This window comes from Actinospica robiniae DSM 44927 (assembly GCF_000504285.1).
In the GTDB taxonomy this organism is placed as follows: Bacteria; Actinomycetota; Actinomycetes; order Streptomycetales; family Catenulisporaceae; genus Actinospica; species Actinospica robiniae.
In genome coordinates this window covers 5,854,410-5,878,096 of sequence record NZ_KI632511.1, presented here as the reverse complement: position 1 = coordinate 5,878,096, position 23,687 = coordinate 5,854,410, and the positions used below count along the sequence as shown (strand labels likewise).

Annotated in this window: 28 protein-coding genes; 14 read left to right on the top strand and 14 right to left on the bottom strand. The window is 70.6% G+C overall.

The genetic code is table 11. The annotated features are described in order from the left end of the window. Positions 1-172: 172 nt before the first annotated feature. Positions 173-1,504, bottom strand: coding sequence for an NsdA family TPR-like regulatory protein (locus ACTRO_RS24950; protein WP_034266734.1), 1,332 nt, complete (start codon positions 1,502-1,504; stop codon positions 173-175). Positions 1,505-1,670: 166 nt separating this feature from the next. On the opposite strand from ACTRO_RS24950, the gene ACTRO_RS24945 reads away from it, so the two are divergent. Continuing rightward, positions 1,671-2,075, top strand: coding sequence for a hypothetical protein (locus ACTRO_RS24945; protein WP_034266731.1), 405 nt, complete (start codon positions 1,671-1,673; stop codon positions 2,073-2,075). Positions 2,076-2,114: 39 nt separating this feature from the next. Here ACTRO_RS24945 and ACTRO_RS24940 read toward each other — a convergent pair whose 3' ends face one another. Then, a complete protein-coding gene (locus ACTRO_RS24940) occupies positions 2,115-3,083 on the bottom strand; it encodes a hypothetical protein (RefSeq protein WP_157436420.1) in 969 nt (322 codons plus the stop codon). 347 nt (positions 3,084-3,430) lie between these two features. Continuing rightward, positions 3,431-3,955, bottom strand: coding sequence for a hypothetical protein (locus ACTRO_RS51625; protein WP_483758845.1), 525 nt, complete (start codon positions 3,953-3,955; stop codon positions 3,431-3,433). Here ACTRO_RS51625 and ACTRO_RS24935 point away from each other — a divergent pair. Next, positions 3,869-4,174, top strand: coding sequence for a hypothetical protein (locus ACTRO_RS24935; RefSeq protein WP_157436419.1), 306 nt, complete (start codon positions 3,869-3,871; stop codon positions 4,172-4,174). The genes ACTRO_RS51625 and ACTRO_RS24935 overlap by 87 nt on opposite strands. 213 nt (positions 4,175-4,387) lie before the next feature. Next, positions 4,388-5,413 (top strand): tyrosine-protein phosphatase, encoded by a 1,026-nt coding sequence (locus ACTRO_RS24930; protein WP_051451353.1) that lies wholly within the window; start codon positions 4,388-4,390, stop codon positions 5,411-5,413. 61 nt (positions 5,414-5,474) lie between these two features. Here the strand turns inward: ACTRO_RS24930 and ACTRO_RS24925 are convergent, their stop codons facing one another. Then, complete coding sequence (locus ACTRO_RS24925) at positions 5,475-5,807, bottom strand: heavy metal-binding domain-containing protein (RefSeq protein WP_034266721.1); 333 nt, start codon at positions 5,805-5,807, stop codon at positions 5,475-5,477. A gap of 101 nt (positions 5,808-5,908) precedes the next feature. Here ACTRO_RS24925 and ACTRO_RS24920 point away from each other — a divergent pair, with 101 nt between their 5' ends. From ACTRO_RS24920 to ACTRO_RS24900, 5 genes are all read left to right on the top strand, one after another. Further along, positions 5,909-7,174, top strand: a complete 1,266-nt coding sequence (locus tag ACTRO_RS24920) for an IS4 family transposase (RefSeq protein ID WP_034261336.1) — start codon at positions 5,909-5,911, stop codon at positions 7,172-7,174. Continuing rightward, on the top strand, positions 7,149-7,430 hold the full coding sequence (locus tag ACTRO_RS49070; RefSeq protein ID WP_051450305.1) for a hypothetical protein: 282 nt from the start codon (positions 7,149-7,151) through the stop codon (positions 7,428-7,430). Before ACTRO_RS24920 ends, ACTRO_RS49070 begins: the two co-directional genes overlap by 26 nt. A 154-nt stretch (positions 7,431-7,584) precedes the next feature. Beyond that, the gene (locus ACTRO_RS24910; RefSeq protein WP_051451352.1) at positions 7,585-8,406 is read left to right on the top strand and encodes a glycerophosphodiester phosphodiesterase family protein; all 822 of its coding nucleotides are present in this window, start codon (positions 7,585-7,587) and stop codon (positions 8,404-8,406) included. 320 nt (positions 8,407-8,726) lie between these two features. Next, entirely contained in the window at positions 8,727-9,326 is a 600-nt protein-coding gene (locus ACTRO_RS44935) for an ATP-binding protein (RefSeq protein ID WP_084317150.1), read from the top strand. A gap of 62 nt (positions 9,327-9,388) precedes the next feature. Then, positions 9,389-10,342, top strand: coding sequence for a DUF5926 family protein (locus tag ACTRO_RS24900; RefSeq protein ID WP_034266719.1), 954 nt, complete (start codon positions 9,389-9,391; stop codon positions 10,340-10,342). Between the two features lie 41 nt (positions 10,343-10,383). On the opposite strand, the gene ACTRO_RS24895 is transcribed toward ACTRO_RS24900, so the two are convergent. Together ACTRO_RS24895 and ACTRO_RS24890 are read right to left on the bottom strand one after the other, a co-directional pair. Beyond that, complete coding sequence (locus ACTRO_RS24895) at positions 10,384-10,974, bottom strand: TetR/AcrR family transcriptional regulator (RefSeq protein ID WP_051451351.1); 591 nt, start codon at positions 10,972-10,974, stop codon at positions 10,384-10,386. Positions 10,975-11,095: 121 nt separating this feature from the next. Next, positions 11,096-11,689 (bottom strand): hypothetical protein, encoded by a 594-nt coding sequence (locus tag ACTRO_RS24890; protein WP_034266716.1) that lies wholly within the window; start codon positions 11,687-11,689, stop codon positions 11,096-11,098. Positions 11,690-11,951: 262 nt separating this feature from the next. Here ACTRO_RS24890 and ACTRO_RS24885 point away from each other — a divergent pair, with 262 nt between their 5' ends. Next, a complete protein-coding gene (locus ACTRO_RS24885) occupies positions 11,952-12,692 on the top strand; it encodes a glycosyltransferase (RefSeq protein ID WP_051451350.1) in 741 nt (246 codons plus the stop codon). 69 nt (positions 12,693-12,761) lie between these two features. On the opposite strand, the gene ACTRO_RS24880 is transcribed toward ACTRO_RS24885, so the two are convergent. After that, positions 12,762-13,100, bottom strand: coding sequence for a rhodanese-like domain-containing protein (locus ACTRO_RS24880; protein WP_034266714.1), 339 nt, complete (start codon positions 13,098-13,100; stop codon positions 12,762-12,764). A 76-nt stretch (positions 13,101-13,176) separates the two neighbouring features. On the opposite strand from ACTRO_RS24880, the gene serS reads away from it, so the two are divergent. Both serS and ACTRO_RS24870 read left to right on the top strand, forming a co-directional pair. Beyond that, entirely contained in the window at positions 13,177-14,445 is a 1,269-nt protein-coding gene (gene serS, locus ACTRO_RS24875; protein WP_034266711.1) for a serine--tRNA ligase, read from the top strand. Between the two features lie 124 nt (positions 14,446-14,569). After that, on the top strand, positions 14,570-15,562 hold the full coding sequence (locus ACTRO_RS24870) for a phosphotransferase enzyme family protein (RefSeq protein WP_034266708.1): 993 nt from the start codon (positions 14,570-14,572) through the stop codon (positions 15,560-15,562). 179 nt (positions 15,563-15,741) lie between these two features. On the opposite strand, the gene ACTRO_RS24865 is transcribed toward ACTRO_RS24870, so the two are convergent. From ACTRO_RS24865 to ACTRO_RS24845, 6 genes are read right to left on the bottom strand one after another with little or no spacing between them, the layout of a single operon-like run. After that, entirely contained in the window at positions 15,742-16,299 is a 558-nt protein-coding gene (locus ACTRO_RS24865) for a bacterial proteasome activator family protein (RefSeq protein WP_034266705.1), read from the bottom strand. Between the two features lie 47 nt (positions 16,300-16,346). Further along, positions 16,347-17,327 carry an NAD(P)H-quinone oxidoreductase gene (locus ACTRO_RS24860; protein WP_034266702.1) on the bottom strand — a complete coding sequence of 327 codons (981 nt, stop codon included), beginning with the start codon at positions 17,325-17,327 and terminating at the stop codon, positions 16,347-16,349. A 4-nt stretch (positions 17,328-17,331) separates the two neighbouring features. Further along, positions 17,332-18,402 (bottom strand): potassium channel family protein, encoded by a 1,071-nt coding sequence (locus ACTRO_RS24855; RefSeq protein WP_051451348.1) that lies wholly within the window; start codon positions 18,400-18,402, stop codon positions 17,332-17,334. A 40-nt stretch (positions 18,403-18,442) separates the two neighbouring features. Beyond that, on the bottom strand, positions 18,443-18,673 hold the full coding sequence (locus ACTRO_RS47460; RefSeq protein ID WP_157436418.1) for a DUF6457 domain-containing protein: 231 nt from the start codon (positions 18,671-18,673) through the stop codon (positions 18,443-18,445). Continuing rightward, positions 18,630-19,265, bottom strand: a complete 636-nt coding sequence (mobA, locus tag ACTRO_RS24850) for a molybdenum cofactor guanylyltransferase (RefSeq protein WP_169739945.1) — start codon at positions 19,263-19,265, stop codon at positions 18,630-18,632. Before mobA ends, ACTRO_RS47460 begins: the two co-directional genes overlap by 44 nt. A 13-nt stretch (positions 19,266-19,278) precedes the next feature. Further along, positions 19,279-19,734: an ATP-binding protein gene (locus tag ACTRO_RS24845; RefSeq protein WP_211244402.1), complete on the bottom strand. Its 456-nt coding sequence runs from the start codon at positions 19,732-19,734 to the stop codon at positions 19,279-19,281. 261 nt (positions 19,735-19,995) lie between these two features. Between ACTRO_RS24845 and ACTRO_RS43855 the strand changes: the two genes are divergently transcribed. The 3 genes from ACTRO_RS43855 to ACTRO_RS43850 all read left to right on the top strand — a co-directional run bounded on the left by ACTRO_RS43855 (position 19,996) and on the right by ACTRO_RS43850 (position 22,678). Continuing rightward, positions 19,996-20,664: an SCO family protein gene (locus ACTRO_RS43855; RefSeq protein WP_051451347.1), complete on the top strand. Its 669-nt coding sequence runs from the start codon at positions 19,996-19,998 to the stop codon at positions 20,662-20,664. An 83-nt stretch (positions 20,665-20,747) separates the two neighbouring features. Continuing rightward, the gene (pheA, locus tag ACTRO_RS24835) at positions 20,748-21,677 is read left to right on the top strand and encodes a prephenate dehydratase (protein WP_034266699.1); all 930 of its coding nucleotides are present in this window, start codon (positions 20,748-20,750) and stop codon (positions 21,675-21,677) included. Between the two features lie 215 nt (positions 21,678-21,892). After that, positions 21,893-22,678: a hypothetical protein gene (locus ACTRO_RS43850; RefSeq protein WP_051451346.1), complete on the top strand. Its 786-nt coding sequence runs from the start codon at positions 21,893-21,895 to the stop codon at positions 22,676-22,678. Here the strand turns inward: ACTRO_RS43850 and ACTRO_RS43845 are convergent. Continuing rightward, the gene (locus ACTRO_RS43845; RefSeq protein ID WP_051451345.1) at positions 22,675-23,496 is read right to left on the bottom strand and encodes a hypothetical protein; all 822 of its coding nucleotides are present in this window, start codon (positions 23,494-23,496) and stop codon (positions 22,675-22,677) included. The two genes, ACTRO_RS43850 and ACTRO_RS43845, sit on opposite strands and share 4 nt — an antisense overlap. Between the last annotated feature and the right edge of the window lie 191 nt (positions 23,497-23,687).

Genomic DNA, 23,687 nt, shown 5'->3' with positions numbered 1-23,687 from the left:
GCTGACATGTGGGCGCCCCCTGCGGTTGGACCGCGCAGGGGGCGCCGGGCCATTCCATCATGGCGAGGCTGTTTCTATCCAGAACAGGGATGGATTGCCGCGGAGTAGTTCGGTCACCGGGCGGCGAGTCCCCTGGAGAAGTTGCTGACCGGCGGCGCTGAGCTCGCTGGTTCTAGAACGGCACAGACAGACTCGCGTCGATCCGCTCGACCACCTGCCGTGCGCACACCGCATCCTGGGGCCTGAGCGTGTCAGCGATCGTCCGAAAGCGGCTGCTGAGTCGGACGGACTCCATGCCCTCGGCGAGATCGAGCATGGCGTCAGCGGCGCTGGCAGCTCGATCGATGTCCCGCTGAGCGACTGCCACCCGGGTCAGGGTCACCAGGCGGTTTACTTGCCCGCGTGGATGGGTCGCCAGGTCTGCGGCGTGCTGGGCGAAGGTGACCGCGGCGGAGAGGTCGCCGAGACTCAGCAGGGTCTCTGCAAGCTGGGTGTCGACTAGACCGGGCTGGACGTAGCCGGTTTCTGGTGGCTCCTGTCGTTCGCCGATCCGGTCCGCCGCACGCTCAGCCGCCGCCATGGCCTGGTGGGCGTAAGGCTGCTCTCTGATCCTGCCGTACGCCTTGGCCTTCATCGCGTTGAGGTCAGCGGCGAGAGCCGGGCTGAGTTCCGCCCCGGCCGTTCGGAGGGCTGCCTCGGCGAACGCCAGGGCTCGGCGGTAGTCCCGAAGGAACATCGCCTGGTTGGTCATCAGACCGATCACATAGGCGCCGAACGCGCGGTCGCCACTCGCCTTGGCGAGGCGCAATGCCTGGTGGAAGTAGCTCTGCGCGAAGCCCTGCGAGTCCGCATCGTAGGCGCAGATGCCGGCGATGCTGACCAGCCCTCCAACGGCACGGTGCAGCTGCCTGCCGACGGCGTCCGTATAGCCTCCGCGCAGAACGGGCGCGGCGTACTCGTTGAGGAAGAACACGACCCGCCCGCGCGTCGCCACTCCGCCGGCGCGCTGGTACATCAGCTCGTACCGGTCGCGGGCTCGGCGGATGTACTCGACGTCTTCGATGCCGACGCGGCTCGAACCGCGGCGCGAGACGTCGCTGTCCTCTGGCGGGTTCTCCCATTCCCAGACGGGAGCAATCGCGTTCATGCCGGAGGAGACCGGAGCGGCAGCCTGGCCGGGTCTGTCAGAGCGCCACAGTGCCGGGGCGCGGTTGACGAACTGCTCGAGCTCTACGGTGCCCGGAGCGGGCGCTGTAGTTCGGCCTAGACCGATGTCGTCCAGGCTCAGAGGCCGGCCCACCGCCTCAGAGAGCACCTGCCGCAGGAACTCGGGCACGTCGCCGCGCGGACGCTGCCCAGCGAGCCACCGCCCGACCGACGTGTGGTCGTACGTAAGCGCCCGGCCACTGGTTCCGCCCTGGCGATTGACTCGGCTGGCCAGGCCGGCGCGGGACATCCCAGCCTCGTCGAGTAGTGCGTCAAGCAGCGTGTTCGGCTCGCGCATGGTGGAGCCTCCGAGACTTCGACGTCTTGTGTGGAAACCACTCCTGAGCGTAGCCGCGCGCGTTTCACACGGGGTGTGAACGGCACGAATGCCCTGGCTGCGCGCACATGGTGCCCACGGCGGGCGCACCGTAGTTCGCTGGTCTTATCACCGATTGGAGGCCACGATGGCGGCTGATGAGACCATTCCGACTGCGTACGTGCCGGGGCCGCTAACCCCGGCGGAACTGGTGGACGTGCTGAGTACGTCGGTGCAGGTGCTCCATAGCGACCGGGGCCACGACGTGTTCACGTACTTCGACATCCTGATCCAGGATCACCTGCGTGCACTCAGCCCGGAAGCCTGCTACCAGGTGGCGCGGGCGGTCCTGAAGCACCTTACGGGCATCGGGGCGCTGGAGACGCAGGAGCCCATTCGGGCACTGCACCGTTGGCACCATCGGAATCGGAGCACTTCCGGATCCGTCATGACTCTGGAGCGTGCATTCACCGAGACCCTGAAGGCCTTCCAGGGCGGCTTGCTCGATCGCGCGGCCGCGGTCAGCGAGTCACACGCCCCACAAAGCGTGTGACAGCTAGCGACTGGTCAGCTGAACGCGCCTTCCCGTCGGCTACTTGGAAGTGCGGGCTAGGCGGCGCCGTGTGGTGTACACCGTCATCACATCTTGGCTCAACTGCTCCCAGGGGGAGCGTGTGACCACACCTTCTGTGAGTTCGAATGCCCGCCGAGCCTCGGCCTGCATTCCTGCCAAGCTGAAGACCATCGCGAACAGGTTCGCGTCAGCGAACGGCATGTGCGGGACCGCGTATCCGGGCCGGAAGACGGAGACCTCGGCTGCTTGGACAAGCTCGGCATGGACATGCGGTTGGGCCAGGTACGCCCGGCGCTCCGGGCCCACCTCGAGCGCCATAGCGTGCTCGAGGTGGGCGAGTGCCGTGAGAAAGGCCAGGTTGGCTTCATACGGACCGCGCCGCGCCTGGTCGACGAACTCGTGCATCAGCTCGTGCGAGCCGAGCCACTTCTTGCACAGTGCCAGCGTCAATTGGCGATGTGCCACCCGGTCCCCTGGAGTCCGAGTGATAGCCGCTTCAAATCGACGTCTGATCACATCGAGTCCGACCTGAAGTCCGCGGCCTGCGGCGAGGAGTCCGGTCCACGGAGCGGAGGAGCCAGGGTCGAGTTCGGCTGCCGCATACAGGCGCGGCTCAGCCTCCCGCAGTAAAGCGTGGAAGCCTTCGAACTGAGCACGTGAGACGTGCCGTGCGAAGAGACCGGAGCGGACAGACCACGCGTAGCCCACGGTCACGACGCCCAGGAGCAACTGAGCTACCGCGTCGTTCTCTTCAAGTCTTGGCTCCTTCCGAAGCCACTGATACAGCTGAGGCTGCTCCCAGGCGAGCGACCATACGAGCTGGGAACGCTCTTGGTCTTCGAAGTGGCCGAGAGTCTCACGGACGGTGTCCCATTCCCGGCGGCCAGCTGCGCCGTGGAGCTCCTCAGCCACTGGATCTCCGTTGCCAAGCAGCATCCGCGCCTTGGCGTTCAGTGCAGTTTTCTTCCCCAGCCCGAACACCGGCACTTCGCTCCCTCTGCCCGTCCCTACCGGATGAACGCCTGATCATACTTTCGGCTTCGACGGACGACAACTAGCCGACCAGATCCACGCCATAGTCGTCACCACGTTGCCAGTACAACCTCGCACGCTGGAGGACTGCTCGGTCATGATCGCGACACATACGCGGTCGCGGACCGGCCGAATCGGCTAAAACTGCTGGTCAGCGCCACGTCGCGGGTACTCTTGAAAACTGCTAGGACGGGTGACCGTTCTCGTGGGTTCGAATCCCACGCCCTCCGCTTTGAGTACGTGAAAGACCAGCTCAGGGTCGGTTCCGCGAGATCGGGAACCGGCCCTGAGCTGTCTCATCCTCAGGCTGTCGTACTTATGCATACGCTGTGATCGCGACACATACGCGACGAAGTCTTGAGCAATGTGAACAGCAATACTTGCTGCATAGAGGTGGTGCGCTGCGCGGCGTCAGTGCCATCCCCATCCGGACGACCTTGGGCTGCACTCCCCTTCCAAGGCGGGAGCGTCGACGAGGCCCGGGTAGAAGTCATGACGGTCGGGATCGGTGACTGCGTCGGCGAGCCACTCCCAGATGGTCTTTCCGGCGGGGAAAAGGCTGTGTCGTGTGCAGCATGAGTGGGATCCCACGCCCAGATCTCCCCGTCCGAGGAGCTGAAGTCGCAATATGACCAGAGCGCACACCCCCACTCGACTACAGGGACGAGTCCAGAGAATGCGGGATCGCCTCCCCAGTACGCCTTGGTGATATCCGCGTAGTCGTCGCAGGTGAAGTGGTCGTGGCCGCGAACACCGAGGATGCCGAACCTTGGCCCGAAGCCGCCATTAGCGACTTCGACGTAGAGGCGGCGCAGGATTGCGGGCACTGGAAAGCCGATCACGGACTCTGCCTCGATGATGGCCGCCTCGGTGGCTGGTTCGGGTGCCGCCCGCTCGACCAGGCTCGCCCGTATGGCTGCAACCAGCTCATCATCAGTCACGGCAACAGGCTAGGCGTCGACGCTGACATGCGATGCCAAACCTTTGCCGACGGAGTGCAGCAGGAGGCGAGCGTCGGCATCGGGGCGTCCTGGGCTCGCAGGTAAGTGACTCTTGCGATGCGATGCAGTGCCGGCTGCGGTGTCGCCGGCGCCGGCGGCGCGTTGGACCGGTAGGGGACATCCAGGGGTGGGCGGGGGGACACGGGATGTTTACTAATGGGGATTAGCTTCGCCAACATGAACTCCGTTTCGCGTTTGAGTCGAGTGGCTTGTGTGGCGGCCGCGGCGACGTTGCTTGTTGGTGGGACTGGTACGGCGATGGCGGCGGCGGGAGGGCCGGCGAAGCAGCGGCAGACGCAGTCGTTCGCGCGCGTTCCGTTCACTTCCGCTGCGGTGACGGCGGGGGCGAAGCCCGGCACGCTGACCGTCGGCTGGGCGTCGTCCGCGCACCTGCGGGGGGTGACGGTGTACGCGGGGACGAGCGAGTCCTCGCAGAAGCACCGGGTGGGGGCCGGCTCGGGGAACGGCAAGATCACCGTGACCGCTGCGTACGGGTCCTGGATCCGGCTGGTGCCGTCGCAGGGCTCTCCGCTCGTTCTGAGCGTGCGGGACCTCGGGCTCGCCAGCGACCCGAACCTGCGCGACATCGGCGGCTACCGCACCGTCGACGGGCAGTGGGTGCGGATGGGCGTGGTCTACCGGTCGCAGGCGCTCTCGCTCTCCGCCGCGGACCTGGCCACCGTCGACGGGCTCGGCATCACCGCCGACTACGACCTGCGTACGACCGCTGAAATCGCCTCGGCGCCGGACGTGGTCCCGGCCGGGGCCACCTACACGAACCTGAACGTGATCGGCGACTCGACCTCGACCTCGATCTCCGGGGTGACCTCGGCGGCGTCGGCCGAGCAGTACATGCAGGAGGGCGAGCGCGAGTTCGTCACCGGCGCGACCGCGCAGGCCGCCTTCAAGTCGCTGCTGACCGGGATCGCCGACGGCGACGGCGCGGCGCTCTACCACTGCACCGCCGGCAAGGACCGCACCGGGTGGGCCACGGCCGTCATCCTGACGCTGCTCGGGGTTCCGCAGGCCACTGTCATGCAGGACTACCTGCTCAGCAACACCTACTACTTCGACTCCCCGGCCGTGCAGGGCATGCTCGCCGCCATGCCCGCGGCCGAGGCCGCGATCTACACGCCGTTCATGGAGGTCGAGCCCTCCTACCTGCAGGCCGGCTTCGACCAGGTCAAGACCAGCTACGGCAGCATGTACGACTACGCCGTGCACGGGCTCGGCCTCAGCCCGCAGACGATCCAGAAGCTGCGCGAGCGGCTGCTGACCCACTAGGGCCGAATGGACCCTTGCCGGCCAGGCCGCGGCCGACGTCCCCGCGTCGGCCGCGGTCGTGCTACATGTGCTGCTGGTCGACCGGACTGATCCGCACGGCCGTGCCGTACGCGCAGATCTCGGTCCACACCCCGCCCATCTCCGAGGTGTCGAAGCGCATCGCGACGATCGCGTTGGCGCCGCGGGACTGGGCTTCTCCTATCATCCGGCCCATCACTTCGTTGCGGCTGTCCACCAGAGCCTTCGTCATTCCGCGCAGTTCCCCGCCGAGCATCGACTTGAATCCGGCGCCCATCTGGCTGAAGGCGTTGCGCGAACGCACGGTCAGGCCGAAGACCTCGCCGAGAACCTGCTCGATCCGGAATCCCGGTACGTCGTTGGTGGTCACCACCAGGAACTGCGGGCCGGTCCAGCCTCAATGCCGCTCAGCGTAGTGGGATCATGCTTGTGACCTGTGTGTTCGTGCGGTGATTGGTGGGGCGTTACGGTCGGGGGGTGTCGCATAGTGCTGTGGAGGGCCTGTCGGGCCGTTTGACGGATCATGTGTCGGTCGGGTTGTTGGCGGCGGCGGTGCCGCGTGTGGTGATCGATGACGCGGTGGCGGAGTTCGGCAGGGGTGCGAAGCGGGCGGATGCGAAGCTTCCGGCGCATGTCATGGTGTATTTCGCGATGGCGATGGCGTTGTTCGCGGACGAGGACTATCAGGAGGTCCTGACCCGGTTGACCGAGGTCCTGAAGGATTGGGGGCGTTGGGACGCCGGGTGGGAGTGTCCCGGGTCGGGCGGGATCACCCAGGCGCGCAAGCGTCTGGGTTCTGACGTGGTCCGGGAGGTGTTCGAGCAGGTTGCGCAGCCGGTGGCGGGGATGCTGACGCGGGGGGCGTGGCTGGCGGGCAGGCGGATGGTCTCGATCGACGGGTTCGAGTGGGATGTGCCGGACAGTGCGGCGAACGCGGGGTACTTCGGGTACGCCGGTTCGGGCGGCAACCGGTCGGCGTTCCCGAAGATGCGGGTGGTGACGTTGGTCGAGTGCGGCTCGCGGGCTCCGATCGGCGCGGACGCGGGGCCGTGCGGCGGCAAGGGCAGCGGGGAGCAGTCCGCGGCGCGTCGGCTCTACCGGTTCCTCGACCAGGACATGCTGTTGTTGGCCGATCGCAACTTCTACTCGTTCGCCGACTGGTGTCAGGCGTCGCAGACGGGTGCTGAGCTGCTGTGGCGCCTGGGTGACACGATTGCGCTGCCGCTGGTCGCCAAGCTCGGGGACGGCTCGTACACCTCGGTGGTGTTCGCGTCGCGTACCTCGGCGAAGGTCCGTGAGCAGGTCCTGGCGGCGGCTCGGGCGGGGGCGGATCTGGAGGAGTTCGAGGATCGCGCGCGGCTGGTTCGGGTGGTGGAGTACGAGGTGGCGGACCGGGGCACCGCTGGGGAGCGGGAGCTGTTTTGCCTGCTGACGACGCTGCTGGATGCGCGCAGTGCCCCGGCCGCGCTGCTGGCGGCGGGATATCACGAGCGGTGGGAGCACGAGCAGGCGAACGCGCAGGCCAAGACGGTTCTACGGGGACCGGGGAAGGTCATGCGGTCCCAGAGCCCTGACATGGTGATCCAGGAGCTCTACGGCTACCTGCTCACCCACTATGCGATCAACTCCCTGATCTGTCGGGCCGCGACCGAGGCGGACATCGACCCGGACCGGGTGAAGTTCACCAACGCGGTCCGCATCATCCGCCGCCGGATCGATGATCCGGCGGCCTTTTCCCCCTGAGGGCCTGGCGGCCCTGCTCGAGCGGTTCAACACGGAGATCACCGCACCGCGCGAGCTGCATCGCGAGCGGCGCCACCGTTCCTACCCGCGCGTGGTCAAACGGGCACGTCACAACCAGTACGCCGTGAAGAAGGCCACTGATGTCGGGGTACGCCACGCCGGGCCGCCGACCCTACGCATCGCCAACCTCCCGCCGGCACGCCAAGTGCTGCATCCGGGACGGATCAGCACGGGAAACCTCGAACTCACCGCATGATCAATCTACCGTGAGCGGCATTGGGTCCAGCCTGATGCGTCGTGAGACATTCGATTCGCTCCCCTATTGCGGTCAACGGAAGTTCGCGAGCATTTTCTACCCCAGAGGGCTCTTGCGTACCAACACACTCCGATGGAATTGAGAGCATGGGGTCGTGGGCCACTCTCCTGTACGCATCGCGCCCGTCGTGCCGCAGATCGTCGCGCACCGCGGAGCCTCCACCGAGGCGCCTGAGCACACCTACGCGGCCTACGTCGCCGCGCTCGCGGCGGGGGCGGACGCGCTCGAGTGCGACGTCCGGCTGACCGCGGACGGGCACCTGGTGTGCGTGCACGACCGGCGGGTGGACCGGACCTCCGACGGGCACGGCCGGGTCTCCTCGCTCGAACTCGCCCGGCTCGAGGAACTGGACTTCGGCTCCTGGCACGTCTCCGCCTCCCCGGGCGGCGAGGCGCCGGACCGGGACGCGAGCACGGTGCTGACGCTGCGCAGGCTGCTGGATCTGGTGGCGGCGCACCCGAAGCCGGTGCAGATGGCGATCGAGGTCAAGCACCCGAGCCGGTACGCGGGGCAGGTGGAACGTCGGCTGATCCGGTTGCTGGATGAGTACGGCTGGGCCGGATCCGGTTCGCCGGTCCGGGTGATGAGCTTCTCCCGGGCCGCGCTGTGGCGCGCCCGTCGGCTCGCCCCGGCTCTGCCGACGGTGTTCCTGATGGAGCCGTTCGTCTACCGCGCGTTCGGCGGCTCCCTGCCGGCCGGGGTGCCGATCGCCGGGCCCTCGGTGGAGATCCTGCGCACCCGGCCCGACAGCGTCGAACGGTGGCATCGCGCCGGCCGGCAGGTGCACGTGTGGACCGTGGACGAGCCGAGCGACTTCGAGCTCTGCCTCTCTCTCGGCGTGGAAGCGGTGATCACCAACCGGCCGCGGCGGATGCGGGCGGAGCTCGAGGCGCGGGCCGCCGGGCACGTTGAGTAAGCGTCCTGCTACCGCCGCTCCGCGGCCATGGAGCTTTCGTCCTTAATTCGGCGCTAAATCAGCTCCGGCGCGGATCTTCGGCGCTGCGGGGCGGTCGGCGCCGACCTGGACCGATCGCTTTTACCAGAGGGTTATTTCCGGCGAAAGGGGCGCTCAAGGCTTCCCGTGCGCCCCGGATGCACCGTCCGCGCGGGCAAGCCCGCCGTTTCCACCCTCCGGAGGCCGGGCATCGATTCCCTTGTGAATGCAAGAGCGGTCGCATCGATGCGCCGCCCGGTGGATTGCCTCAACGAGGAAAAGTGGGGTCGATGGGGGTGATCATGCCCGCAGTCCGAGTAGCGCCTACCGCATACGAGGCTTACTTACCGCACTCATCCGTCAGTGTCCGCCAGGCGCGGGCGAGACTGGCCCAGGATCTGAGCGAACGCGACGTCCTGGGCACGGTGGTCGACGACGCCATCCTGATTCTGTCCGAGTTCGTCACCAACGCCTTGCGCCACGCCCGAGCCCTGACCAGCGACACCATCCGGGTGTCGTGGTCGCTGACCGGGGACGGGCTGCTGCGGATCGAGGTGACCGACGGGGGCGGCACCACCCGCCCCGTGACCAAGCCGTACTCCATGTCCGTCTCGGCGCAGGCCGGGCGCGGGCTCGAGATCGTGGACCGGCTCGCCGACCGCTGGGGCTCGCAGCGCGAGGAGAGCGGGGACGAGTACACCGTGTGGGCCGAACTGGCCGTCCGGGCCCGCCACGCCGGACGCCGGACCCGGGGCCGCGGTGTGCGGCCGAGTCAGGCGACCGCCGGCACCGGCACCCTCACCGCTCTGCCCACGCTGGCGGAGCAGAACCCGCAGACCACCACCACTCCCGCCTCGGCGCAGGTCATCCCGCTGCTGCCGACGTATCCCAACCGGGCCTGAGCACCACTCCGGCGGCACTATCCTTTTCCGGTCACAGCAACGCACCGGACAAAGGGTGAGTCATGGGCAGGAAGCACCATTCCGCAGCACGTCCGCGCCAGCTCGCGGAGGGAGAGACCATCCCCGTGGTCGGCGGGCGCGAGCCGTGCCCGTGCGGATCCGGACGTCGCTACAAGGCCTGCCACGGCCGGGATCAGGGCGAGACCGTCGCGCTCAACCCGCGGCCGTTCGCCGAGTTCGAGGGCGAACTCGACCTGATCGCCCTGCACACCTTCGTTCCGGCCGCGACGACGCGGCTGACCCTGCGGGACGCCTCGGCCGGTCCGGCCACGCTCGCCACCGTGCTTCCGCTCGCGGTCCCGGCGCTGCGGCGGGCCGACGGCGAGGTGCTCGTCGCCGCGCAGACGCTCAACAGCTCCGGCGATCCGGCCCGGGATCTGGCGCACTCGCTCACCCGGGCGCTGGCGGCCGAGCCCGGCGAGACCCTCGGCTACGAGGAGCCGCCGGCCGCCGGGCCCGCGCTGGCGGAGCTGGTCGACCCGAAGGCCGCGCTGGAGCTGGAGCTGCGCGACAGCTTCGACTACTGGTTCGAGCCGGACGACACCAGCGCCGACCGGGCGATCTCGCTGGAGCGGGCGAACGCCGCGATCGAGCCGACGGTGCGCCTCTCCTCGGTCGAATCGGCTTACTGGGTGCGCCGTTCCGCCGACCGCTGCCACCTGCGCTGGGTGATGCCGCAGGACGAGGAGCCGCTGCTGGACGCCCTGGCCCGGCTGCACGCGGCCGACGCGCTGCGGCTTGGCGAGGGCAGCAAGTACGCCGGCTCGCTGCGCGCCTGCGGCCGGCTGATCGTGGTCTGGGACCTGGCGCTGGACAAGCAGGCCACGGATTGGGAGGAGCCCGCGGCCTCGCTGGCCGAGCGTCTCGGCAACGCTCTGGTCGCGGACGCGCCGCTGAGTTCGGCCGAGCGCCGTTCCCGCTCGGGCCTGACCAACCGCCAGCTGACGCTGCGCTAGGCCGTAGGTAGCTCGCGGACGCGGACGGGGTCCGGGTCGGGTCAGGGCTCTCGCGGCTGGAGGTAGCCGTCCAGGATCAGCCTGAGCTCGGCGCGCAGGCGATCGGCCGGCACCGGGCCGCTGGCACTGGCGGAGACGATGAAGGACTGCACGGTGAGCACGATCGCGTGCGCCTGCACCGCCACCGAGCCGGCTCGGATCGAGCCGTCCCGGTGGCCCGCGTCGAGCCGGTGGGCGAGCAGGTCGATGGCGATCTGCTGGGTGGAGCCGAACTTGTTGAACAGGTACGGCGTGAGGATCTCCGGCTCGGCGTCGAGGACCTGCGACATCAGCGGGTCCTCCTGGAACGCCTCGACCACCGCGACCACCGTCTCCACCAGCCGCTGCCGGGCCGGGCGCGGATCGGGCGGCGCGTCCGGGGCGATCCGGGTGTGCTCGCGCAGGATCCGGGCGAACTCGCGCCCGAGCAGCTCGCTGATCAGCGAGCCGACGTCGCTGTAGCGCCGGTAGAGGGTCATCCTGCTCACCCCGGCCCGCCGCGCGATGTCGTTGAAGGTGGTCTCGTGCACGCCCGCGGCCAGGACGCAGGCGCGTGCCGCGTTCAGAATCTGCCGGTCGCCTACAGTGCTCACGACTCCAGCGTACGCGTGAAGCTACTCGTTGGTAACTACCTCGAACGAGTGGTTGCGGATGCCGTGGTGAAAGACGTGCGGCGGCCCGGGATCCGGGCCGCCGTCAGAGGAATGCGGGGTCTCAGGCCGCCGGCGAACCGGCGCCGGCCGACGCCGGGGCCACCTGGCCGGACTCCACGTGCAGCACGCCGTCCGCGACCGGGGCGCCCACCGGCACCGCCTCGGCGACGGCGTCGTAGGTGCCCTTGCCGGAGGCGTCGGTGAGCGCGCCGGTGACGCACTCGCCGTTCGCGTCGCCGGCGGCCACGGTGCAGGACATCTGCGTCTGCGTGCTGCCGGAGGTGGAGGAGATCAGGTTGATCACGACCGTCAGCGGCGAGGCGGTGGAGTTGTCCACGTAGACCGTGCCGGTGACCGCGCCGCCCGTCTCGTTCACGCACGCCTGCGCGGAGACCTGCTGCCCGAAGCCCTGGAGCTTGTCCCCGCAGTACTGCGGGAGCACGGCCACGGCCGTCCCGGGCGCGCCGGCGGCGGGGGTCCCGGTGACAGAGGGCTGCTTCGCGCCGTGCGACGGGTTGGCCTCGGCCGCGGCGATCGGAAGCACCACCACGCCGACCACGGCGGCCGCGAGCGCGATCGAGCGCACATGCCCGCGTCGCAGGGAGCTGACGGAGGAGGCGGGGGTCGGGGTGCGGTTCTCGTTCGTGCCCGGCATCAGCCTGGCCCTCCCACGGTGGTGACGGTGCTACGGCAGGGGGTACTCGGGCAGCGCCGACCGAGGATTCGATCAAGGCGCTGCGGCAGAGGTTTGCGTAAGGACGGCGACGTGCCGGGAGCCGGTCGGTGATGGGCTGGATCTCGGTCGGCCGTCGGGAGAATGCTAGTCCTATCGTGCGGTGAAGCGATACCCGGTTCATTCGTTTGGGCGTGTAGATTCACCGAATCGCGACAAGACCGTACCCGTACACTCGTCTGCCATGAGTGACACGGCAGTGGTGATCCCCGCCTACCTCGAGGCGGAGCGGATCGGGGCGACGGTGGACGGCGCCCGGTCGCTGTCCGGGGTGAACCTCGTCATCGTGGTCGACGACGGGTCGCGGGACGAGGGGGCCACCGCCAGGATCGCCCGGGAGCACGGGGCGGTCGTGGTGCGCCACAGCCGCAACCGGGGCAAGGGCGCGGCGCTGGAGACCGGCGCCGCCACGCTGGCCGCGATCGAGAGCCGGGACGGACGGGGCGCGCCGCGGCACCTGCTGCTGCTCGACGCAGACCTCGAAGACTCCGCGGCCGCGGCCGGCCCGCTGATCGATCCGATCCGCACCGGCGAGGCCGGGATGACGGTGGCGATCCTGCCGCCCGCCGCCACCCCGGGCGGCGGCCACGGATTCGTGCTCAAGCTGGCCCGGGACGGGATCCGGCGCGCGGTCGGCTTCGAGGCGCAGGCGCCGCTCTCCGGCCAGCGCTGCCTGACCCGGGAGGCGTTCGAGGCGGCGCTGCCGCTCGGCTACGGCTTCGGGGTGGAGGTGGGGCTGACCATCGACGTGCTGCGGGCCGGGATCAGGGTGCTGGAGGTCGAGGCCCCGCTTCGGCACCGGGTGACCGGCGGCGACTTCGCCGCGCAGCTGCACCGCGGGCGGCAGTACCGGGACGTGGCGATGGCGCTGGCCGCGCGGAGCATCCCGGCGAACCTGAGGCCGGAGACCTGGCGCGGCCGCTGAGCCGGCGTCAGCTCGACCGCCGCGACCGGCGCGGTCGCGGCAGGGCGAGGCGTCGGTAGGCGCGCAGGCTCAGGCGACGGTCGGCGTGCCGCCGGACGGGGCGACCATGGGCAGGCCCGCGGCCGCCCAGGCCATCATCCCGCCGGCCACGTTCACCGTCTCCCGGCCCTGTGCGTTGAGGAACTGCACGGCCTGGGCCGAACGCCCGCCCACCTTGCAGATCACGTGCACCTCGCGGTCGGCCGGCACCTCGTCGAGCCGGGCCATCAGCTCGCTCAGCGGCAGGTGCACCGCGTCGGGGGCATGACCGCAGTGCCACTCGTCGTCCTCGCGCACGTCCAAGAGGTAGGCGCCGGCCGGCAGGGCGCCGACCTCGACCGTGGGAACGGCGGGACCGTGCTGGAACATGACCGAGTTCTCCTCGCGGGTAGGCGCGGGCAATCGCATTACCGATCACCCCACCCTACCCGGTACCGTTTGCCCTGTGATCGACCTCCGTATCCTGCGCGAAGACCCGGACCGCGCCCGCGCTTCCCAGCGCGCCCGCGGCGAAGACCCCGCCCTGGTCGACCAGGTGCTGGCCGCCGACGAACTGCGTCGATCGTCCGCCTCGCACTTCGACGCCCTGCGCAACGAGCAGAAGGGCCTCGGCAAGCTCGTGGCCCAGGCGCCGAAGGAGGAGAAGGAGAGCCTGCTCGTCCGGACCCGCGAACTCGCCGCGGAGGTCAAGGCCGCCGACGCCGCGCAGAACGAAGCCGCCGCGGAGGCGCAGCGGCTGCTGCTCGGTCTGTCCAACCTCGTCGAGCCGGGCGTGCCCGAGGGCGGCGAGGAGGACTACGTCGTGCTCGAGGAGCACGGCAAGCCCCGCGACTTCGCCGCCGAGGGCTTCGAGCCGCGCGACCACGTGGAGATCGGCCGCATCCTCGGCGCGATCGACCTCGAGCGCGGCGCCAAGGTCGGCGGCGCCCGGCAGTACTACCTCACCGGCGCCGGCGCGCTGCTCGAGCTCGCGCTGTGCAACCTGGCCATGGCCCAGGCGGTCCGCTACGGCTTCACCCCGATGATCACCCCGTCGCTGGTCAAGCCCGAGGCGATGCAGGGCACCGGATTCCTGGCCCAGGCCGCGGAGAACGTCTACCACCTGCCCGACGACGACATGTACCTCGTCGGCACGTCCGAGGTGCCGCTGGCCGCGTACCACATGGACGAGATCCTCCCGGCCGACCGGCTGCCGCTGCGCTACGCCGGCTACTCCTCCTGCTACCGGCGCGAGGCCGGCTCGTACGGCAAGGACACCCGGGGCATCATCCGGGTGCACCAGTTCGAGAAGGTCGAGATGTTCTCCTTCTGCGCCCCCGAGGACGCGGCCGCCGAGCACAAGCGGCTGCTCGGCTGGGAGAAGGAGTTCCTCACCGCGATCGAGGTGCCGTTCCGGGTGATCGACGTGGCCGCCGGCGACCTCGGCAGCTCGGCCGCGCGCAAGTACGACTGCGAGGCCTGGATCCCGACCCAGGGCAAGTACCGCGAGGTGACCTCCACCTCGAACTGCACCGAGTTCCAGGCCCGCCGGCTCTCGGTGCGGATGCGCGACGGCGACGGCGTGCGCCCCCTGGCCACCCTCAACGGCACGCTGTGCGCCATGACCCGCAACATCGTGGCGATCCTGGAGAACCACCAGCAGTCCGACGGGTCGGTCCGGGTGCCCGAGGCGCTGCGCCCGTACCTGGGCGCCGACCTGCTCAAGCCGGTCTGAGACTGGACCTTTCACTCCACCGGGCCCCGGTAAACCCGAGGTCCGGTGGAAGTCCGCTTCGAGTCCTTGCGCGGGGGCGCGCGGCCGGGGTCCGCGGCGCACGCTGGCGCGTACTCTCAGCCCCATGGCGCGCCCCTTCGCAATGGCCGCGCTGCTTCAGCGCTACGGGGTCACTGAAGTACACGCGATCCGGCCTCTCACCGAAGGCCTGTTGAACCGGGCCTATACCGTCGATACCGACAGCGGGAAGTTCTTCCTGAAGGACTACCTCAATCAGACCCCGGAGATCATCCGGGCCCAACACCTCGTCACCCGCCGGCTGAGCCAAGCCGGCCTGCCCGTCTCCGCGCCGCTCGCCGATTTCGCGGGCGAGACCCTCCAGGCGGAGCAGGAGCATCTGCTCGCGCTCTATCCCTGGATCCAGGGCCACCACAAGCGCGGCGCCGGGCTCGATCTGGCGGACTGCAGGGAGCTCGGCGCCCTGCTCGGCCGCCTGCACGACGAGCTCGACCGGCTGCACGGGCCGATCGAGCAGCCGCTGTTCCTGCCCTGCGAAACCGCGGAGCGGGCCGGCGAGACCGCGTTCCGACTGCTGTCGGCCATAGACCGGCTCAGCGTGCGCGAGGGAGTGGACGAACTCGCGGAGTTCCGATTGCTCGAACGGATCGGACTGCTGCGCGAGCTCGCCGACCGCCGGCCCGGCCCCGAGGTGAACCTCACCGTCGGGTCCGTGCACGGCGACTTCCACGACCTGAACATCATGTACGGTCAGAGCGGCGGGGTGAACGCGGTCGTCGACTTCGACCGCCTGTGCCTCGCGCCCAGCCTGGAGGAGCTGATCCGCTCGGCGCTGATCATCTTCGTCGAGTTCGGCCGGCTCGATCTCGGCCTCGTGCGCGAGTACGTGCACGGGTACCTGGACCAGCGGCCGTGGCTGGCGCCGGAGATCCCGGCGGCGCTGCACCGGCTGTGGTGGGAGCGGCTGACCGACTTCTGGATGCTCACCTGGCGCTACGACCTGCACGACGAACGTCCCAGCGTGCAGTTCGCCGACCAGTCCGCGCTCATCGTCTGGTGGACCCACCACTACGACAAGGTCCTGCACGAACTGAGCTGACCCGCCGTCGGTGCCGCGCTCCCCGTGCCCGGCGCCGCCGTCCGCGTCCCTGATCCCGCGCAACCCGCTGTCCCTGCCCCCTATCCCCCCATCCGAACGCCGCGGGGACGGGCCCTGATTCAAGGGTCCCGTCCCCGCGCACCCGTCCCGAGGGACGCGGCGTTCAGCTGCCGGTCGCCCTAAAGGTAGGGTCCGGCGCCGGTCGACTTGCCCGGCTGGTACTCGGCCACGTCCGCGGCTCCCGGCGGCAGCGCCCGGCGGATCTGCTCGAGCTGCGCCCGCGCCGCCATCTGCTGCGCGAACAGCGCCGTCTGGATCCCGTGGAACAGGCCCTCGAGCCAGCCGACGAGCTGAGCCTGGGCGATCCGCAGCTCCGCCTCGCTCGGCACCTCGTCCTCGGCGAAGGGCAGCGAGAGCCGCTCGAGCTCGTTGATCAGCTCCGGGGCCAGGCCCTTCTCCAGCTCGGCGATCGAGGAGCGGTGGATCTCGGCCAGCCGGGCCCGGCTCGCCTCGTCCAGCGGCGCGGCCCGCACCTCCTCGAGCAGCTGCTTGATCATCGACCCGATCCGCATGACCTTGGCCGGCTGCTCGACCATCTCGGCCACACTGGTCGGGTCCTCCGCCTGCTCGGCGAGGTGCTCCTGGTCATCCGGACGTCCGTCCGGGCCCACCACGATGACATTGTTCTCGCCGCGGAAAGGCGAGGGGGGTTGAGTGTTCGCATCGATGTCCGCCATGACTCCATCCTTTCCCACTCCTCGGCCACTGCGCGACCAGGACCCGCTCACTCGGCGAGCAGAAGCACCTTGCCCACGTGGCCGGAGGACTCGATCACCCGGTGGGCCTCGGCCGCGTCGGGCAGCGGCAGCCTGCGGTCGATGATCGGGCGCAGGGTGCCGTCGGCCACCAGCGGCCAGGCGTGCTCGCGCACCGAGGCCACGATCGCGGCCTTCTCCGCGGCCGGGCGGGCCCGGAGTGTGGTGGAGATCACCGCGGCGCGCTTGGCCATCAGCTTGCCCAGGTCCAGTTCAGCCCGGTTCCCGCCCTGCAGCCCGATAATCGTCAGCCGGCCGTTGACCGCGAGTGTCTCGACGTTCCTGGCCAGGTACTTGGCGCCCATGTTGTCGAGGATCACATCGGCTCCGTGGCCGTCGGTCAGCTCGGCCACCCGGGCCACGAAGTCCTCGGTCTTGTAGTCGATCGCCGCGTGCGCGCCGAGCTCCAGGCAGCGCTTGGCCTTGGCCGCGGAACCGACCGTGACCAGCACGGTCGCGCCGAGCGCGCGGGCCAGCTGGATCGCGGTGGTGCCGATGCCGCCGGCTCCGCCGTGCACGAGCAGGAACTCGCCGGGCCGCAGGCCGGCCGCCATGAACACGTTGGACCACACGGTGCACACCGTCTCCGGCAGCCCGGCCGCGGCCTCCAGGTCCAGGCCGGCCGGCACCGGCAGCAGCTGCCCGGCCGGCACAACCACCCGTTCGGCGTAACCGCCGCCGGACAGCAGCGCGCACACCGGGTCGCCGACGGACCAGCCGGTCACGCCCTCGCCGAGCTCGGCCACCCGGCCGGAGCACTCCAGGCCCGGTACCTCGGTCGCCCCGGGCGGCGGCGCGTAGAAGCCCTGCCGCTGCAGGAGGTCGGCCCGGTTCACCGCGGTCGCGACCACCTTCACCACGACCTCGCCCGGACCGGCCACGGGATCGGGGACCTCGGTCCATTCCAGCACCTCGGGGCCGCCCGGTTTACTGCACACGATCGCCTTCATCCGGTCAGCCTATGCCCCCGGAAGACGCCGCGGAGCTGGCGGAGTCGCGTGCCCGCACGACGATCACCCGGTCCTCGGCGCGCACGGTGCCGATCGCCGGATCGTCGAACCGCAGCAGCCGGCCGTCGCGGACGACGCCGAGGACCGGGAGCGCGCAGGCGCGCGGCGTGGAGCCGATCTGCTCCGGCCCGGCCGGCTGCTCGACGATGTCCATGCCCTTGCCGTAGTCGAGCAGGTCGGTCACCACCGCGCCCACCTGCGGGCTGAGCATCGAGGTGCCGAGCAGGTTCCCGGTCATCTCCGAGGAGGTGACCACCGTGTCAGCGCCCGACTGGCGCACCAGCGGCGCGTTCTCGGCCTCGCGCACGGCGGCGGCGATGAAGGCCCGCGGCGCGAGCTGACGGGCCGTGAGAGTGCACAGCACGGCCGTGTCGTCCCGTTCGGTGGCGACCACGACCGTGCTCGCCCGGGAGGTCTGCGCCTTCTCCAGCACCCCGCTGCGGGTGCCGTCGCCGGAGACCGAGACCAGGCCCATCCCGTTGGCCCGGGCCAGCGCCGGGCGGCTGTGGTCGATCACGACGATCCGGTCCGCGGCGATGCCGTGCTTGAGCAGCGTCGCGACCGCCGCGCTGCCCTTGGTGCCGAAGCCGATGACGACGATGTGGTCCTGCATCCGGTTCCTCCAGCGGCGCTGGTCCCACAGTCTGCGGGTGCCTTCGGCCAGCACCTCGAGGGTGGTGCCGACCAACACGATCAGGAAGACCACCCGCAGCGGCGTGATCACCAGGGCGTTGACCAGCCGGGCGCCCTCGGTGGCCGGCACGATGTCGCCGTAGCCGGTGGTGGAAAGGGTGACGGTGGCGTAGTACAGGCAGTCGACGAAGGTCAGCGGCCCCGGGGAGGCCGAGTCCTTGTAGCCGGACCGGTCCACGTACACCAGCGCGACCGTCAGCACCAGAGCGCCCACCGAGAACGCCACCCGCACGCCGATCGACCGCAGCGGCCGGGTCGGCGAGCCGGGCAGGTGGACGTCCGGGTCCACCACGTCGGCGGCCCGGGGGGTGGGGACCTTCACGGCCGGTGGTTACCCCGGTGGCCCGGCGGAGATGTGCCGGCTACTCCGTCCGCGCCGCCTCGGCGGAGCGCGCCGCCTCGCTCAGCTGCGCCACCAGCGCCGACAGTCCGGCCAGCCCGGGTCCGGCGCCCAGCGCGTAGCCGGCCAGGAACGTGGTCAGCGGAGCGGCCGGCCGGGCCACGCCGTGGGCGGCCTCCCGGGCCAGGTCCAGCACCAGCGCCTGCTGATCAGGATTCAGATTCAGCTCGGGGCGGCCGCTGATCTCCGCCACCGTCCGCAACCAGTCTTCGAACATGGCGCACATCCTCCCAGGTGTCGCAATCGAAGCCGAGGCCCTGCGGGTCCGCCACGCGGCGCAGGGCGAGCGGCGAAGCCAGGGCCCTGAGGGAGGCCCCGGCCAGGGCGCCGCGTTCGGCGCGCAGCCGGTCCAGGCCGGCGGCGAGCGCGGCATGCTGATAGCAGCCGGCCAGCCACTGGTCCCGGCCCCCGGCGTCGACGAGCACCGCGCCGTCGGCCGCCTCGGCCGCCCGGACCAGGGCGCGCACGAGTCCGGCGGTCAGAAAGGGCAGATCCGCGGCGAGCGCGAGCACCCGCCCGGCCGAGACGTTCTCGAGGCCGACGGCGAGCGCCGCCACCGGGCCGCCGCCGACCGGGTCCTCCCGGGTCCAGCGCACCGGCCGGAGGGTGGGCCGCTCGGGCCCGACGCACACGGTCCGGCCCGCGTCGGCGCAGGCGCCGAGGACCCGGTCGAGCAGGCTGGTGCCGCCTATCCGCAGGGCGGGCTTGTCGGTGCCGTCGAGCCGCCGCGCGCCGCCGCCGGCGAGCACCACGGCGTCGAACGGGTCGGATCCGTCGATGGCCACGGATCGGATTGTCTCAGGCGGCGACCGGCTCGCGCGGCTTGAGGTCGCGCTCGAAGTGGATCATCGCGCCGCGGGCGGGGTGGTTGCGGATGTCGACCCGGTCGCAGAGGGCTTCGATGAGCATCAGGCCGCGGCCGGACTCGGCCATGTCCGGGGCGGTGGCCACGGCCGCGGTCGGCCGCCGGGCCCCGCGCACCTCGACCAGCCGGCGCGGGGCGAAGCCGACGCCGTTGTCGATCACGTCGACCCAGCACCGGTCCGCGCTGATCCCGGCGGCCACCCAGTAGCCCTCGGCCGGCCCGGAGTGCTCGATCACGTTGGCGCAGGCCTCGGTGAGCGCGACGCCGAGGTCGAAGGTGATATCGGGATCCATGCCGACCAGGTCGGCGGTGTCCCTCAGCATGCGCCGTGCCTTCCCCACGCTCTGCGCTTCGCGCGGAAGCAGCAGGGTCCAGTTCACGTCCACCACGAGCTCTACCTCCCGCGTCTTCGGGACACGCAGATAGGTATTACCGGCTTCCCGGATCAATACGCCATCATTGCGCGCTAAAACTCCCGCGCGAACACGGTAAATTCCCCCGAATGGCCCCGAAATAGCATTGATTGTCTGCTCGCGCCACCGGGCCGCGCGCGGGGCCGGCGCCGCGCCCCGGCCTAGTTTCTACAATTCGTAGAATAATGTGCCACCCCGGTGCCCGCGGCCCGAGGCGGGCGTGGCACCATCGTCGGTGTGAAACTCCTCCGCAACGGACGAATCGCCGCGTTCGCCGCGCTCGGCACCGCGCTGGCCGCCGCCGCGGCCGGCTGCTCGTCGAGCGGCTCGGACCAGCCCACCGCGCAGATCTCCCAGATCGGGCCGAGCTCGGCCTACGCGGGCCCGGTGCTGACCAAGCCCTTCGGCCTGCCGAGCGGGACCTTCCAGTCCACCGCGGGCGGCACCGAGTCGATCGAGGCGCCCGCCAAGGGCGACCTGACCCTGGTCTTCTACGGCTTCACCCACTGCGACGACGACTGCCCGACCACGATGGCCGACATCAGCGCGGCCTGGCGGGGCCTGCCGAAGGACGAGCAGGGCCGGATCACCATCGACGTGGTCACCACCGACCCCTGGCGCGACACCACGCCGGTGATGGCCTCCTGGCTGGCCGGCTTCAACCTGCCCAGCTCGACCGGGCTGACCGCCTCGTTCGCCACCATCCAGGCCTCCGGCGCCTCGGTCGGCGTGGACGTGGAGAAGCCCGCCGACATGTCCGGCGACTACCAGGTCACCCACGGGCTGCAGGTGCTCGGCTACACCTCGGACGGCAAGGCGCACATCGAGTGGCTGGTCGAGGACGTCACGGTGGCGCAGCTGCGCGCCGACTTCGCCCGGGTCCTGTCCGGCGCCCCGATCCAGTAGCCGCGCCGGCCGCGCTCCCGGCGTTCCGCCCGATCCCTGAGAGGCCTGGGATCAGACGGGACGGGAGCGATAGCTTGGGTCTCATGCCGCAATCGCCGCGTTACGCCTACCTCGGGCCGGCCGGGACGTTCACCGAAGCCGCGCTGCTCGCACTGCCCGAGGGCGGCGAGGTCGAGGCCGTGCCCCATCCCTCGGTGCCCGCCGCCTTCGACGCGGTGCGCTCGGGCGAGTGCGACGCCGCCGTGGCCGCCATGGAGAGCTCGGTGGAGGGCGCCGTCACCGCGACCATCGACGAGCTGGCCAACGGCGAGCCGCTGATGATCGAACGCGAGCTGCTGCTGCCGGTCTCCTTCGCCCTGCTGGTGCGCCCGGGTACGCCGCTCGAGCAGGTCAAGACGGTGGCCAGCCACCCGGTGGCCGAGCCGCAGTGCCGCCGCTGGCTCGGCCGGCACCTGCCGGAGGCACGCTGGGAGACGGCCGCGTCCAACGCCGAGGCGGCCAAGCAGGTGCGCGACGGGACCTTCGACGGCGCCCTGGCCGGCGCCTTCACCGCCGCCCGGTACGGGCTCGAGGTGCTGGCCGAGGGCATCCACGACAACGAGGGGGCGCAGACCCGTTTCGTCGTGGTGACCCGGCCCGGTCCGCCCGCCGCGCCCACCGGCCAGGACAAGACCTCGATCACGGTCGGGCTGCGCGACAACCACCCGGGCGAGCTGATGGAGATCCTCGAGGAGTTCGCCGGGCGCGGGGTGAACCTGTGCCGGATCGAGTCCCGGCCCACCGGCGAGGCCATGGGCAAGTACTACTTCTTCATCGACTGCGAGGGCCACATCGCCGACGAGCGGGTCGGCGAGGCCCTGCTCGGCCTGCGCCGCAACAGCGCCCGGCTGCGCTTCCTGGGCTCCTACCCGCGGGCGGACCGGCAGGCTCCGGTCATCCGCCCGGGCACCACCGACGCCGAGTTCGCCGAGGCGCGGGACTGGCTCGCGGCCGTCCGCGACGGTAACCGGTAGGTAACAACTTGTGCGTTTCGCCGCTCGGGTGCCGTCGTACCCTCACTTGCGGTCGTGCTTCGGTTACGCTGGAGCTATACGATGATCTGACGCACAGTCAGGATCGGCGCATGGCCGGTTCAAGCAGGTGAGACGGGGTCGGGTGACCCGCGGTGGCACGGGCACCGCGGCGCACGGCTCCGGCACGGCAACGCACAACCCCGAGGGGGCCACGGATGGCGGTCATAGTCGTGGTGCCGGACCCGGACACCGAGACCGGGCTGTCCCGTATCTCCGCCGCGCTGGTCTCGTCGCTGCGGGCGGTGCGCGGGCAGGTGCCGGCCGGCGACCGGATCAAGGTGGTCGAGTTCGCCGATCTGCGTGCCCGGCCCGAGGCCGCGCCGACGCCGGAGGGACTCGGCCTGGAACGTGCGGTGCTCGAAGGCTGGTGGAACGCGGCGGTGCGCACCGGGCAGGCCCGCGGCGAGGCCGCGGACACCTCCGCCGCGCTGCGCGCCACCCCCCACTTCGCCCGCCAGGCCAAGCCGCCGCACAGCGGCGCGGCCCAGGTGCGCCGCTACCTGACCGACCGCAAGTACCGGCACGAGCTGCGCGACCGGACCCAGGCCTGCATCAGCGCGGAGACCAGGGTCGTGGTCGGCCACGCCCTGGGCGGCCTGATCGCCTACGAGAGCCTCTGCGCGGTCAGCGACTCGGTCGCGGTCACCCTGGTCACCCTCGGGCCCGCGCTGTGCGGCCCGCGGGTGATCTTCGACCGGCTCGAGCCGCCGCCGCGCAACAACCAGGGCGAGTGGCCAGCCGCGGTGCGCCACTGGTTCAACATCGTGGCGCACACCGACGTCACCGCGCTCAGCCGGCCGCAGCTGACCGCGCGCTTCGGCCCGGGGATCGAGGATCTGACCATCGAGCCGCGGGCCGTGACCGACAGCCTCAGCACCTACCTGCTCGACCGCTCCACCGGCCTCGCCGTGGCCACCGGCCTGTCCGCGGAGCTCCGCTAGCGCGGCATCAGCAGCTGCTGGCGCAGCAGGTTCAGCTGCTGCTCCTTGCCGCTGATCTGCTCCCACAGCCGGGCCGAGAGCACCTCGAGCACGTGCGCGGCGCCGACCTCGACCAACACCTGCCCGATCGGGCTGGACAGGAGCGTCTCGCGCTCCACCCGCGCCTCGGCGGTGCGGGCCTTGAGCCAGATCAGCCGCTGGCGCAGCCACATCTGGCGCACCCCCGGGTCGGTCGGGCCGGTGTTGCTGACCACGGCCCACTCCTCGGCCAGCCGCTGCAGCTCGTACAGGTCGAGCTTCCGGTAGGCCTCGTTGACGCGGGCGATGAAGGCGCTGCGCCGTTCCTTCTCCACCGGATCCTGCACCAGGTCCGGGTGCGCCCGGCGGGCGAGGTCGCGGTAGATGCGCTGGGCCACCTTGGCCGGGCTCAGCTCCTCGGCCACCGCGCCGTCCGGCTGGGTGAAACGCAGGGTACTGGTGTACTCCGGGTCCACCGCGGGGGCGGGGGCCACGAGCGGATCGGTCAGCGGATCCGGCTCGGGCGTGGCGGCGCCGTAGAGCGCCTGGAGCCGGCGCAGGTCCTCCGGATCGCCGGTGAGGGTGGCCCGCATGGCGGCGATGTCGAGGTCGAGCTGGTCGAGCCGGTCGTAGAGCGGCCCGAGCTGGCTGTGCTGCTGCCGGGTCAGATGGTCGAGCTGGGCCCGGGTGTGCTCGAGTTCTATCTGAGCCTGGGCAAGGTCAGCCTCGGCGCCCGCGACGGTGTCTTCCAACGTCAGGGGCGTCGTCGGTGTCGAGACGCCAACGTTGGCGACGTCCATGACCCCTCCATTTCTGATGCGCACTGGTCACAGTAACGTGGCCTGCGCGGACCATGAGCGTATCGGGTGGTTCTGACATGCGATCGATACAAAGTGAGCGGAGTGCGGCCCGGGTATGACGGGACGTGACCCGCAAGGCCGATTCGGGTGGCCGTCGCGGCGATCGCGGGCGAAGGTGGAGGCACCGTCTA